The following is a 13,602-nucleotide window of genomic DNA, read 5'->3' on the forward strand; positions in this document are numbered from 1 at the left end:
ATTATGTCATCTGAAAAAATCCTGTTGCTAGATGGAAACAGCTTAGCATACCGAGCATTTTTTGCGTTACCACTTTTAACAAATGAACATGGCATACATACCAATGCGGTTTATGGGTTTACCATGATGCTACAAAAAATAATGGAAGAGGAAAATCCTACGCATATGCTCGTAGCGTTTGACGCTGGAAAAACTACTTTCCGCCACGCTACATTTGGTGAATACAAAGGTGGAAGACAAAAAACTCCGCCAGAGCTTTCAGAACAATTTCCTTATTTACGAAAATTGATCGACGCCTATGGAATCAAACGATATGAACAAGAGATGTATGAAGCAGATGATATTATCGGCACCTTGAGTAAACAAGCAGAAGCTAAAGGTCGGCAAGTGGTCATCGTTTCAGGGGATAAAGACTTAACACAGCTTGCTACAGACAATACAACCGTATATATCACTCGAAAAGGGATTACCGATATTGAAAAATACACACCTTCCCATGTGCAAGAAAAATATGGACTGACTCCTATCCAAATTATCGATATGAAGGGACTAATGGGAGATTCGTCTGATAATATCCCAGGAGTACCTGGAGTTGGAGAAAAAACTGCGATTAAGCTGTTGAAGGAGCATGGATCCGTTGAAAAGCTATATGAAGCAATAGACTCTGTGAGCGGGGCAAAGCTGAAAGAAAAGCTTGTTGCCAATGAAGAGCAAGCGAAGATGAGTAAGGTGCTTGCTACAATTGAAACAAATGCGCCAATTCAAGTGAGTCTTGAAGATATTTCCTATAGTGGACCTAATATGGATGAGGTCATTAAGGTATGGAAAGAACTTTCCTTTAAGACCTTACTAGAAAAGACAGAATATGTCGTGGAGGACCACGAAACTACTGAAACGAACTTTGAGGTGTTGGACAAGCTAAACCCAGCTATTTTGACGGATGAAATGGCTGTTCTATTAGAGATGTTTGATGAACAATACCATACTGCTCAACTATTGGGAGTAGCACTTTCAGATGGAGGAAAATCTTACTTCATTGAAGGTAGTGAGGCATTTCAATCAAATGAATTTTGCACATGGCTAGCAGATGAAAGCAAAACAAAATATGTAGCAGACTCTAAAGCTACACAAGCAGTGTGTAGAAAGCACGGTGTCACAATTACCGGTGTAGAGTTTGACCTTTTACTTGCAGCATATATTGACAATCCAGCTATCTCTTCAGAGGACGTTGCTTCCATCGCCAAAGAATATGGATACTATAATCTTTTCACTGATGAAAGTGTATACGGGAAAGGTGCGAAGAAGGCAACTCCAGAATTACAAAGGTTAGCAGAGCATGCAACTAGAAAAGCGCTTGGGATTTGGCACTTAAAGCCTATCGTAGAGAAAAAGCTGAAGGAAAACGAACAGTTTGAACTATATAAAGAACTAGAGCTACCACTTGCCTCTATTCTTGGTTCAATGGAATCGGATGGAGTAAGTGTGGACAGACAGGTCTTAGAAGACATGGGCAAGGACTTAGAAAGCAAGCTTCAGGACATCGAAAAGAAAATTCATGAGCTTGCCGGAGAATCCTTCAATATTAATTCTCCTAAGCAGCTAGGAGTAATTCTTTTCGAAAAGCTAGGTCTCCCTCCAATTAAGAAAACAAAAACTGGTTATTCTACAGCCGCTGACGTACTAGAAAAGCTAGCAAGCGAGCATCAAATCATTCAAGAGATATTATTATACCGACAGTTAGGAAAGTTAAACTCTACTTATATTGAAGGCCTTCTAAAGGAAATACATGTAGAGGATGGAAAAATTCATACTCGCTATCAGCAGGCATTAACTTCCACAGGAAGACTAAGCTCCATCAATCCTAACCTTCAAAATATACCAATTCGTTTGGAAGAAGGAAGAAAGATTCGAAAGGCTTTTGTACCGTCCAGACCTGGCTGGGTTATGTTTGCTGCTGACTATTCTCAGATTGAGTTACGAGTACTAGCCCATATGTCTGGAGATCAGAACCTAATAGAAGCGTTTATTCACGATATGGATGTTCATACAAAAACTGCGATGGACGTTTTTCAAGTTACTCAAGAGAATGTGACCTCGGAAATGCGCCGAGCAGCTAAGGCGGTTAATTTCGGGATTGTCTATGGAATCAGTGATTATGGACTTTCACAAAGCTTAAACATTACAAGAAAAGAAGCAGCAAATTTCATCGAGCAGTATTTGAACAGCTTCCCTGGCGTAAAGGAATATATGGATGAAACCATAGCAAAAGCCAAGCAGAAGGGTTATGTCACGACTATTTTAAATAGAAGAAGATATCTTCCTGATATTACAAGCTCGAACTTTAATTTAAGAAGCTTTGCAGAGAGAACTGCTATGAACACCCCTATTCAAGGCAGTGCGGCAGATATTATTAAAAAAGCGATGATTGATATGGCTGAAAGATTATCAAATGAAAAACTACAAACAAGAATGCTGCTCCAAGTGCATGATGAGCTTATTTTCGAAGCACCACAGGAGGAAATAGCAATACTAGAAAAAATTGTGCCAGAGGTCATGGAATCTGCCATTAAGCTGATTGTTCCCTTAAAGGTAGACTATGCATATGGTCCTTCTTGGTATGAAGCAAAGTAAGGAGTAATAGAAATGCCGGAATTACCAGAAGTAGAGGGGGTTGTAAGAGGCCTCCAGCCAGTAGTTACTGGAAAAACGATTAAGTCTGTCGATGTTTCAGAAACAATCCTTACCTCCAAGATGAAGGGGAAGGAAGCCATTATTAAAGGGAGCAGCGTAGAAGATTTTCAAAGGCTGCTAGTCGGAAAACAAATTACAAGCATTCAAAGAAGATCCAAATATATTTATTTTCATCTTCAACAAGATAAAAAGGAACAGCTCCTCGTATCCCACTTAGGGATGTCGGGGGCCTGGTTCTATGTACGGAGCATACTCGATATATTGGAAGAGAAATTTAGGAAACATGCGCACGTTACCTTACACTTTGAAGAAGGTGACATGCTTGTATATGCCGATATTAGAAGATTTGGTGAACTGCGATTTTTAGAAAAAGAGGCTGATCACCCTCCCTTACTATTAATGGCACCTGAGCCGTTTGATGAAAATGCCCTTGATCATTTCTTAGAGCTAAGTAAGCTCCCTAAATATGAAAATAAAGCGATTAAGGAATTTATCATGGATGGGCATGTCGTTTCAGGATGTGGGAATATCTACGCAACTGAGGCGCTTTTTCGGATGAAAATACACCCTGCTAGAAAGGTAAAAAGGATTAGCAGAGAGAGAAAGATTCAGCTTTTCCAAGAAATTGTGATTGTTCTACTTGATAGCATCGAAAACGGAGGAAGTACTATTTCTGATTACCGTTCCATTAATGGTGGTGCGGGGAATATGCAACACAGGCTCCAAATGTATGGAAAAAAGGAATGTGGCGCTTGTGGCAGTAAAACGAAACAGCAAACAATTGGTGGTCGAACATCAACGTATTGTGGAAAATGTCAAAGGTAATGGGGGAACAAGATGATTATTGGATTAACAGGTAGTATTGCAAGTGGGAAGAGCACTGTTTCTAATATGCTGAAGTCTATGGGCTATCCCGTCATAGATGCTGACCTTGTAGCGAGAGTAGTGGTGGAAAAGGGGACAGAAACATTACAAGCAATTCAGTTTGCTTTTGGTGATGAAATATTAACGGAGGATGGGTCCTTAAATAGAGAAAAATTAGGATCCATCATCTTTCATTCTCCTGCTAAACGGAAACAGCTAAATGACATTATACATCCTGCAATCAGAGCAGAAATGCTCAGACAGAAAGAGGAGCTAATACAAGCCGGTCATCAAACAATTATTATGGATATACCCTTGCTCTTTGAAAGCAAGCTACAATCCTTTGTAGATAAAATCATTGTAGTGACCGTTACAGAGGAGACGCAGCTTCAAAGACTAATGAAAAGAAATAATTATACTTTAGAAGAGGCAAAAGCACGGATACACTCCCAATTGCCTCTCTCCATCAAAGAAAAGGGTGCAGATGCTGTCATATATAACAACGGTACGGTTCAATCGGCGGAAGAGCAATTAAAAAAAATATTGCTGTCATGGAATATATAATTGTTCGAATACTCCGAATATAATATACTGTCGTTTTAAGGCTGCGTATTCATAAAAATGTGTTATACTAATTACGAGTAAAAAACAAAAAAGTATCACACGTTATAGGAGGATATAAAATGTCAGCTTCGGTAGCAATTAATGGTTTTGGTCGTATAGGTCGTATGGTATTTCGTCAGGCAATTTTTCAAGAGGATTTAAGAATAGTAGCAATTAATGCAAGATATTCACTAGAGACGCTTGCTCATCTGATTAAATATGATTCAACACACGGTACCTTTACTGGAGAAATTGAAATTACAGACAATGCTTTAGTAGTGAACGGTCAAAGAGTAGAAATTGTTAACGAGCGTGAACCAGAAAATCTTCCTTGGAAAGAATTGAACGTTGATATCGTGATTGAGTCAACAGGAAAGTTCAATGATGGAGAAAAAGCTTCTGGACATCTGAAAGCAGGAGCAAAAAAAGTCGTTATTACTGCACCTGCTAAAAATGAGGATGCAACAATAGTGATTGGAGTAAACGATGATCAATTAGATGTTGCAACACAAAATATCATCTCTAATGCAAGCTGTACAACAAACTGCTTAGCTCCAGTAGTAAAAGTGTTAAATGATTCATTCGGAATTGAAAATGGGTTAATGACAACTGTTCATGCCTATACAAACGATCAAAATAACTTGGATAACCCACATAAGGACTTAAGACGTGCTCGTTCTTGTGGGCAATCAATTATTCCTACTTCTACGGGAGCAGCTAAAGCGCTTTCACTAGTTCTTCCGGAACTAAAAGGGAAAATCCATGGTATGGCGCTTCGAGTTCCAACTCCAAACGTATCTTTAGTAGATTTAGTAGTGGATGTCAAACAACCAGTTACAGCAGAACAAGTCAATGAAGCATTTGTGAAGGCTGCGGAAGGTCCGATGAAAGGAATCCTTGGAATTTCAATGGAGCCACTTGTTTCTATTGACTATAACACTACTACTCAATCTAGTACTATTGATGGCTTAACTACTATGGTAATGGGAGATACAAAGGTGAAGGTTTTAGCTTGGTATGATAACGAGTGGGGCTATTCTGCTAGAGTAGTAGACTTAACAAAAAAAGTGGCTAATGCGCTACAAGTTGAGGATAACTTTGTAAGAAATAGCTGATTGAAGTGTCGTCTGGCCATTTATTAAATGGTCAACAACCTATATTTTAAAATTTTTTCCATCCTCTTTCTAAATTTCTAGAAAGAGGATTTTTTTTATTGCCAAACGAATATATATATTCTATAATTGGAATCGTGTACTTCTAGTACATGGACTACTTAAAGGGTTAGGACCTCTTTGGACTAACTTTCCCCCGTGGTAGTCAACTTTGATAAAAATTAAACTAATCAAAGGGGGAAACGGACATTGGAGACAATGGGACGTCACATTATTGCAGAACTATGGGAGTGCGATTTTGACAAGCTTAACGATATGCAATTTATCGAGCAAACTTTTGTTGATGCTGCACTCAAATCTGGTGCAGAGGTTAGAGAAGTTGCATTCCACAAATTTGCACCTCAAGGTGTGAGTGGAGTCGTTATTATTTCTGAATCGCATTTAACGATTCACAGCTTTCCAGAGCACGGATACGCTAGCATCGATGTCTACACATGTGGAGATTTAGATCCGACAATCGCTGCTAACTATATTGCAGACGCTCTTAATGCTGGAACGCGCGAAACGCTCGAAATGCCTCGTGGTATGGGGCCAGTTAATGCACCAAAAGCACGTGTGTCAGTTCAAGCGTAAGAAAAACATGACTATAATGAGTGAGCAGAGGAAGAGATTCCTCTGCTTTTTCGATTTTATTGAAAAAAATTGTTATAATAGATATACAAAAATTTAATGTATGATTTAGGAGAGGTATATATGAGGTGCCCAGCATGCCAATTTAACGGTACGAAGGTAGTTGATTCACGCCCAGTGGATGACAACAAGGCTATAAGAAGAAGAAGGGAATGCGAAGACTGTGGTTTTCGATTTACCACTTTTGAAAAGGTAGAGGAAACGCCTTTAATTGTAGTGAAAAAGGATGGGTCTCGAGAGGAATTTAGTCGCGAAAAGGTATTGCGAGGTCTTATTCGAGCTTGTGAGAAAAGACCGGTGGCTTTAAGTCAGCTTGAAGATGTTGTTTATTTTATTGAGAAAGAGCTAAGAAGAACGGGGAATTCTGAAATTAAATCGGAAGAGGTCGGAGAAAAAGTGATGGACAAGCTTGCGGAAATAGATGAGGTAGCTTACGTTCGCTTTGCTTCCGTTTATCGACAATTCAAAGACATCAATGTATTTATTGAGGAACTAAAAGAGATATTAAAGAAAAACCCTTCGTTATAAAAGGAAAGAGATGGTGAATGAAGTATGTTATATAAAGAGCTGAATGCTACTGATTCATATAAAATTCGCTTGCCATATTCTTTTTCGGACTATGATCGTCAACTATTGACTTTGTTTTATCAGCCGATCGTTGGTGCTGAGGGAATAAGTCTTTATTTAACCTTATGGGCAGATGGAGAATTAAAAGATGAGCATGAGTGGCCCCATTATCATTTAATGAATGTGCTGGGTGTGTCCCTAGGTAAGGTTTTTCAAGCAAGAATATCGTTAGAGGCAATTGGTCTGCTAAAAACCTGGCAAAAGTCTGAGGATAGCGGTAGAATGTTTTACTATGAATTAGAGGCGCCGCTTGACCCCGAATCTTTTTTGAAGGATCCATTGCTCTCGATGTTCTTATTTAATAAAATTGGAGAGCATGCATACAAGCAGCTGCGTAGCAGGTACATACAAAATGCTGACTGGAACGAAGGGTATAAAGAAGTATCTCGTACTTTTTTAGATGTGTTCAAACCATCAACTAGAGGAAAAGCATCATTGTCTGTTGAAGAAGAATATGAATCTAGGGGAGAGCGTGGGAAAATCCCATTTTTTTATGACAGCTTTGATTTTGGTCTATTACAGGAGGGATTATCAGAGCAGCTTGTCCCTAAATCTGCTTTAACCTTTGAAGCAAAGGAATTAATCGCCAAGCTTGCTTACCTCTATAATTTAAGTCCAATTGAAATGCAGAAGGTAGTTATTCTAGCATTGGACGAGGAGCTTCGCTTGACGGAAGCCAGATTGACGAAAGCCTGTGCAGAATATTACAAGCTGACAGTCTCTAAAACAGCTCCTGTCATAGAAAAGATAGAGCCAAAAGTATCTACTCCTGCACCAATTAGGTCCATGTCTAAAGAGGAAGAGCTTCTCTATTATTTAGAAAATACTCCTCCGGTTGACGTACTAAGAGATATTGCGAACGGGAAAGAGCCGATTTTAGCGGATGTTCAACTGGCTAATCATTTTGTGACGTATTTCAAAATGCCAATTGGTGTGGTTAACGTATTGCTGCAATATGTTTTGTTGCGAACTGATATGAAGCTAACAAAAAACTATGCAGAAAAAATAGCTTCCCATTGGAATCGTAAGGGTGTCAAAACAGCCAAGGAAGCAATGGAGCTTGCAAGAAAAGAGCATGAGCAATACCTAAAATGGAAGACAGAGGGCTCCAGCGCAAAAACTTATACGAAAAAGCCTACCAGAGAAGAAAAGGTGCCAGACTGGTTCTATAAAAAAGATGGTAAGTTGAAACAATCAGGAAATGTAACGAACGGTATTCAAGACATTGATGCAGAGCGCCAAAAACTGATGGAAGAACTCGGAATAAAGAGGTAGGTGAAAAGAAATGGAACGAGTAAACGAAACATTAAAGAGAGTCATTTCCCCGGAAATATCTTCAAAATTAAGTGAACTACAGCAAGAGGTATTAGAGGATGCGGAAGTTCAAAAATTTATGGAACAGAATGCAGAAGTGATTACGAAAGAAATGGTAAGAAAGAGTTTAAACAAGCTTTATGAATTTAAATCTCAGTCACACCAATGCGAGGACTGTCCTTCCTTGGGTGAATGTGTTAACCTCATGAAGGGCTATGAGCCAAAGCTTTATATTGACCGTAACTTGATCGATACAGAGTATATTCGCTGTCGGCGTGGGGTAATGGAGGATGAGAGACGGAAGGTAACTTCTATGATTGATAGCATGCATATGCCGAAAGAAGTTATGGAAGCCAGCCTATCTAATATAGATCTGGAGGATGGAAGCAGGGTTGTTGCTGTTCGTGCTGCAAAGGATTTCTTAAATGAATGGGAGCAGACAAATGAACTGCCATCCAAAGGGCTCTATATATATGGGGAGTTTGGTGTAGGGAAGTCGTATTTGCTAGGAGCATTGGCAAACGAATTAGCAGCAAGACATATCCATTCCGTTGTTATCTATGTGCCTGAGTTCTTAAGAGAAATGAAGCAGGCTATTCAGGACCATACGTTGTCTCAAAAAATCGACTTTGTGAAAAAGGCTCCAGTACTCATGCTTGACGATATTGGTGCAGAGGCAATGACAAGCTGGACACGTGATGAGATATTAGGTACCATTTTACATTATCGAATGTCTGAGCGTTTACCTACTTTTATTACCTCTAATTTTAATTACAATGAGTTAGAGCATCACCTTTCAGTTACACAGAGAGGGGAAAAGGAAGTAGTAAAGGCAGGGCGTATTATGGAGCGTATACGTACCTTGACAGTGCCAATTATGCTACAGGGCAAAAACTGGCGTAATACGTAAAATCAAGGAGAAAATTGTTTAAATAACAACTTGCAAACAAACTTTTCCTAACGTATAATCAAGTTCATATAAGGATAACTAAATGCCTTGATGAGGACAATAATCAGTTTGTACGACTTTTTAGAGAGAGAAGCCTTGGCTGTAAGCTTCTTAAGTACCGGCAATCGATTTACCACCTCGGAGCAGTAGCTGTGAATAGCTGTAGCAGCTTACCGGTCACCGGCCCGTTAGCCGATGTAGAGCTTCGTCTATTTCTAATAGACTGAAGAAGGGTGGAACCACGAATCGTACCTCGTCCCTTTTATAGGGAGGAGGTTTTTTGTTGTATAAAAAACCTTTAGGTACCATGTAATTATTAAACGAAGGAGTGTCACAAATGGCAGAAATGATTAAATTAACATTCCCTGATGGGGCTGTGAAGGAATTCCCTGCGGGAACTTCTACTGAAGATGTAGCACAATCTATTAGTCCAGGTCTTCGTAAAAAGGCATTAGCAGGTAAACTAAGTGGACGTCTTATTGATTTAAAGACACCAATTACAGAGGACGGGGAAATTGCAATTATTACTCCGGAATCAGAGGAAGCATTAGAAATCCTTCGTCATAGCACTGCGCATTTACTTGCACAGGCAGTAAAACGCCTTTTCAAGGATGTAAAGCTTGGTGTTGGACCGGTAATTGAAGGGGGCTTCTACTATGACGTGGATTCTCCAGAGCCGATTACAGCGGACGACTTAGTTTTAATTGAAAAAGAAATGAAAAAGATTATTAATGAAAATATCGAGATTGTCCGTCATGACGTATCTCGTCAAGAGGCTTATAATCGCTTCAAGGAAATTGACGATGAATATAAGCTGGAGCTATTAGAAGCAATTCCGGAGGATGAGCAGGTTTCTATCTACGAGCAAGGTGATTTCTTTGATCTTTGCCGCGGAGTCCATGTTCCTTCTACAGGGAAATTAAGGGAATTCAAACTATTGAGCATTGCAGGTGCATACTGGCGCGGAAATAGTGACAATAAAATGCTTCAACGTATCTACGGGACTGCTTTCTTCAAAAAAGAAGACCTTCAAGAGCATCTTCGTCTGTTAGAGGAAGCAAAAGAACGTGATCACCGTAAAATCGGGAAAGAGCTAGATCTTTTCATGAATTCTCAAAAGGTTGGTCAAGGTCTTCCTTTATGGCTTCCAAATGGAGCTACGATTCGTCGTGTAATTGAGCGCTACATCGTGGATAAGGAGCTAAAGCTTGGTTACAAGCACGTGTATACACCAGTACTAGGGTCCAAGGAGCTTTACGAAACATCTGGTCACTGGGAGCACTACCAAGATTCCATGTTCCCACCAATGGAGATGGATAATGAGACACTTGTACTTCGTCCGATGAACTGTCCACACCACATGATGGTTTTTAAAAACGGAATGCATTCTTATCGTAACCTTCCATTACGTATTGCAGAGCTTGGAACAATGCACCGCTACGAAATGTCTGGAGCTGTTTCGGGATTGCAACGCGTACGTGGAATGACATTGAACGATGCTCATATTTTTGTGCGTCCTGATCAAATCAAAGAGGAATTTAAAAAGGTAGTAGAGCTTATTGTTTCTGTCTACAAAGACTTTAAGTTAGAAGACTACTCCTTCCGTCTTTCTTATAGAGATCCAGAGGATAAAGAGAAATATTTTGATGACGATGACATGTGGGAAAAAGCACAAAGCATGCTGAAGGAAGCAATGGATGAACTAGGCTTTGACTACTTTGAAGCAGATGGAGAAGCTGCTTTCTACGGTCCAAAGCTTGATGTCCAAGTGAAGACAGCTATTGGTAAAGAGGAAACGCTATCCACAGTTCAACTTGATTTCCTATTACCAGAGCGCTTTGACTTAACGTATGTTGGAGAAAACGGTAAGCAGCATCGCCCTGTTGTTATCCACCGTGGCGTAGTGTCTACAATGGAACGCTTTGTAGCATTCTTAATTGAGGAATATAAAGGTGCTTTCCCAACATGGTTAGCTCCTGTTCAAGTGGAAGTTATCCCAGTTTCTAACGAAGTACACTTCGAATATGCAAAAGATGTAGAAGAAAAATTAGTTGCTGCAGGCTTACGTGTAGAAATGGATGATAGAGAAGAAAAGCTTGGCTATAAAATTCGTGAGGCACAAATGCAAAAAATCCCATACATGCTTGTTTTGGGAGATAAAGAGTTAGAAGCAGGGACAGTAAATGTACGTAAATACGGAGAACAAAAATCAGAAAGCATTCCTTTTGATGAGTTCTTAGCTCGAATAAAAGAAGAAGTTTCACATAACAGTTGACATGTTACCTAGTAGATGATATAGTTAATAAGGTTATTGAATACAAGTTTGTGGTATAAGAAGAGGCTGCCCGCTTCTCACCTGTTTGACACATTTGTTGACTGGTAAGCACACGATCGACTGTAACATGCGTTGCATGTTCTCATATCGGCGGGCAGACATTTATGTCTGTTCGCTTTTTTAATGGATCGAAAACGGCGTAACTAATTCGTTTCTACGGAATGTATGCCCAAACCATGTATTCGCGACACTATCTGGAGGTGGATTGTTATTAGCAAAGACATGTATGTAAACGATGGCATTCGAGCACGCGAACTACGCGTTATTGACCAAAATGGAGAACAATTAGGTTTAAAAACTCGTAATGAAGCACTTGAAATTGCAGGTCGTGTAAATTTGGATCTTGTCCTTGTGGCTCCTCAAGCCAAGCCGCCGGTCGCTCGTATCATGGACTATGGTAAATTCAAATTTGAGCAGCAAAAGAAAGACCGCGAAGTTCGTAAAAATCAAAAAGTCATCGTTATAAAAGAGGTTCGTTTGAGCCCAACAATAGATGAGCACGATTTCCAAACGAAATTAAAAAACGCGATCAAGTTCCTTGAAAAAGGAGACAAAGTGAAAGCATCTATTCGCTTTAAAGGACGTGCGATTACTCATAAAGAGATTGGTCAACGTGTATTAGATAGATTCGCTGAAGCTTGTGCGGAAGTATCCACTATCGAAGCAAAACCGAAAATGGATGGCCGCAGCATGTTCTTGGTGCTAGCGCCAAAGAACGAAAAACAGTAATAGAGTACAATTGTTTAGGAGGAATTCGACATGCCGAAAATGAAAACTCACCGTGGAGCTGCGAAGCGTTTCAAAAAAACAGGTACTGGTAAATTAAAACGTGACCGCGCTTACGGAAGCCACTTATTCGCTAACAAATCTACTAAAGCTAAACGTCATTTACGTAAAGCAAAAATGGTAACTTCAGGCGATTACAAACGTATCAAAACTTTACTTACTTACATGAAATAATAAGAGAAACTTACACATTCGATAGAATAAGCAGGAGGTAATGAATATGCCACGCGTAAAAGGCGGAACAGTGACGCGCCAGCGTCGTAAAAAGGTATTAAAATTAGCTAAAGGTTATTACGGTTCTAAACATACATTATATAAAGTAGCAAACCAACAGGTTATGAAATCTTTAATGTATGCATACCGTGACCGTCGTCAAAAGAAACGTGATTTCCGTAAATTATGGATCACTCGTATTAATGCAGCAGCACGTATGAACGGTCTTTCTTATAGCCGTTTAATGCACGGTTTAAAGCTTGCTAACATCGACGTTAACCGTAAAATGCTTGCAGACTTAGCAGTAACTGATGCAGCAGCATTCGCTCAATTAGCAGATGCAGCTAAAAAAGCAATCAATAAATAAGTAGTACTTACGAAAAGCTGATAGAGGAATTCTATCAGCTTTTTTTAATAGGAATGAGAGTTTGTTGATGTAGTATTGCATTTTTATGGGGGAATTTTGATGATAAATGTGGTTCTTATTTTTATTTTGTTGATGTCCATTTCAGCGTTTTGCTTGATGGGGTATGATAAGGCTCAGGCAAGGAAAAGTGGGCAGCGAATTCCGGAGAGAACGTTATGGACGTTTGCTATTTTTGGTGGGGGAATCGGTGCTTACTTGGGTATGCGAGTTTTTCATCATAAGACGAAGCATACGAATTTTCGGGTTGGCTTTTTGATGCTCTTGCTTATGTATATGTTTTTGATATTCTGGCTGCTGTCGGATAATGAAGTGATAGTTTTTTAAGTGGACTGCTGTATGCTTAATAAGATATTAGTGGACCTCATTATAAGGAGTTCCTCCTAGTTGTTGATGTCCGCTTTAGGCGTACGCTTGGAGTGGAGGCCAACAGGATGTTGGTCAGGAAAACGTTGGCACACGATGTGACGTTCTTAGTTTTCCCTCCAGAAGATAAGCCATCACCGAACGCTAACGCGTGCCGTTGTGATGTCTTATCTGTCTCACTCATCCCACTGGAGTCGACGCCTACGCTCCCATCAACCAGATGGCTTTATAATTAATAGTACCAAACCATGGAACTCCTCGTTGTTAAGGTCCGCTTTTCGTAGAAACCAACAGAATCGTTTGCTCTTATCAACTACATACTCCACATATAGCGAAATGCTTCCTCGTGAAACTCCTTTCTCCCTCATCTTAGAGAAATTTTTAATAATCTCTTAATCATATACCACCTGCTAGTAGTGTGCTTAGAAAGCAGAGCTGCTTGCCGATTGTTCTAGTTGCTACATAAGTAAAGGAGGATAAAAAATAGTTTTCTCACAAAATACATAGCATTTAAATTCTAATCGTTTAATAACACTTATTCAGGATGTCCTTTCTGTAGAAACTTTTGTCAGCCTTTTAAATCCCACGCGAAACTATCTGGAATGGATTTGCCTAACCAATCATTCTA

Annotated in this window: 13 protein-coding genes and 1 other annotated feature; all 13 genes read left to right on the forward strand. The window is 39.6% G+C overall.

The genetic code is table 11. The features are described 5' to 3' along the window. Positions 1-3: 3 nt before the first annotated feature. The 13 genes from polA (at position 4) to AC1ECF_RS00295 (ending at position 12,935) form a co-directional block, all read left to right on the forward strand. Positions 4-2,631 (forward strand): DNA polymerase I, encoded by a 2,628-nt coding sequence (polA, locus tag AC1ECF_RS00235; protein WP_480387373.1) that lies wholly within the window; start codon positions 4-6, stop codon positions 2,629-2,631. 12 nt (positions 2,632-2,643) lie between these two features. Further along, entirely contained in the window at positions 2,644-3,516 is an 873-nt protein-coding gene (gene mutM / locus AC1ECF_RS00240; protein ID WP_480387374.1) for a bifunctional DNA-formamidopyrimidine glycosylase/DNA-(apurinic or apyrimidinic site) lyase, read from the forward strand. A gap of 12 nt (positions 3,517-3,528) precedes the next feature. Next, positions 3,529-4,119, forward strand: coding sequence for a dephospho-CoA kinase (coaE, locus tag AC1ECF_RS00245; RefSeq protein WP_480387375.1), 591 nt, complete (start codon positions 3,529-3,531; stop codon positions 4,117-4,119). Positions 4,120-4,238: 119 nt separating this feature from the next. Further along, complete coding sequence (locus tag AC1ECF_RS00250; protein WP_480387376.1) at positions 4,239-5,273, forward strand: glyceraldehyde-3-phosphate dehydrogenase; 1,035 nt, start codon at positions 4,239-4,241, stop codon at positions 5,271-5,273. A 246-nt stretch (positions 5,274-5,519) separates the two neighbouring features. After that, the gene (speD, locus tag AC1ECF_RS00255) at positions 5,520-5,903 is read left to right on the forward strand and encodes an adenosylmethionine decarboxylase (protein ID WP_480387377.1); all 384 of its coding nucleotides are present in this window, start codon (positions 5,520-5,522) and stop codon (positions 5,901-5,903) included. 120 nt (positions 5,904-6,023) lie between these two features. Beyond that, positions 6,024-6,488, forward strand: a complete 465-nt coding sequence (nrdR, locus tag AC1ECF_RS00260; RefSeq protein WP_480387378.1) for a transcriptional regulator NrdR — start codon at positions 6,024-6,026, stop codon at positions 6,486-6,488. Between the two features lie 24 nt (positions 6,489-6,512). Further along, positions 6,513-7,862 carry a replication initiation and membrane attachment family protein gene (locus AC1ECF_RS00265; protein ID WP_480387379.1) on the forward strand — a complete coding sequence of 450 codons (1,350 nt, stop codon included), beginning with the start codon at positions 6,513-6,515 and terminating at the stop codon, positions 7,860-7,862. A 10-nt stretch (positions 7,863-7,872) separates the two neighbouring features. Further along, a complete protein-coding gene (dnaI, locus tag AC1ECF_RS00270) occupies positions 7,873-8,811 on the forward strand; it encodes a primosomal protein DnaI (RefSeq protein WP_480387380.1) in 939 nt (312 codons plus the stop codon). A gap of 78 nt (positions 8,812-8,889) precedes the next feature. Beyond that, positions 8,890-9,114 (forward strand) — a binding site (T-box leader). 73 nt (positions 9,115-9,187) lie between these two features. Next, positions 9,188-11,125 (forward strand): threonine--tRNA ligase, encoded by a 1,938-nt coding sequence (thrS, locus tag AC1ECF_RS00275; RefSeq protein WP_480387381.1) that lies wholly within the window; start codon positions 9,188-9,190, stop codon positions 11,123-11,125. A gap of 225 nt (positions 11,126-11,350) precedes the next feature. Next, on the forward strand, positions 11,351-11,914 hold the full coding sequence (gene infC, locus AC1ECF_RS00280) for a translation initiation factor IF-3 (protein WP_480387382.1): 564 nt from the start codon (positions 11,351-11,353) through the stop codon (positions 11,912-11,914). A gap of 30 nt (positions 11,915-11,944) precedes the next feature. Continuing rightward, positions 11,945-12,145, forward strand: a complete 201-nt coding sequence (gene rpmI / locus AC1ECF_RS00285; protein ID WP_480387383.1) for a 50S ribosomal protein L35 — start codon at positions 11,945-11,947, stop codon at positions 12,143-12,145. Between the two features lie 46 nt (positions 12,146-12,191). Continuing rightward, the gene (gene rplT / locus AC1ECF_RS00290; protein ID WP_480387384.1) at positions 12,192-12,551 is read left to right on the forward strand and encodes a 50S ribosomal protein L20; all 360 of its coding nucleotides are present in this window, start codon (positions 12,192-12,194) and stop codon (positions 12,549-12,551) included. Positions 12,552-12,650: 99 nt separating this feature from the next. Next, complete coding sequence (locus AC1ECF_RS00295) at positions 12,651-12,935, forward strand: DUF1294 domain-containing protein (RefSeq protein WP_480387385.1); 285 nt, start codon at positions 12,651-12,653, stop codon at positions 12,933-12,935. Positions 12,936-13,602 lie beyond the last annotated feature (667 nt).

The sequence above is a fragment of the Psychrobacillus sp. Z3-81 genome (genome assembly GCF_056620325.1).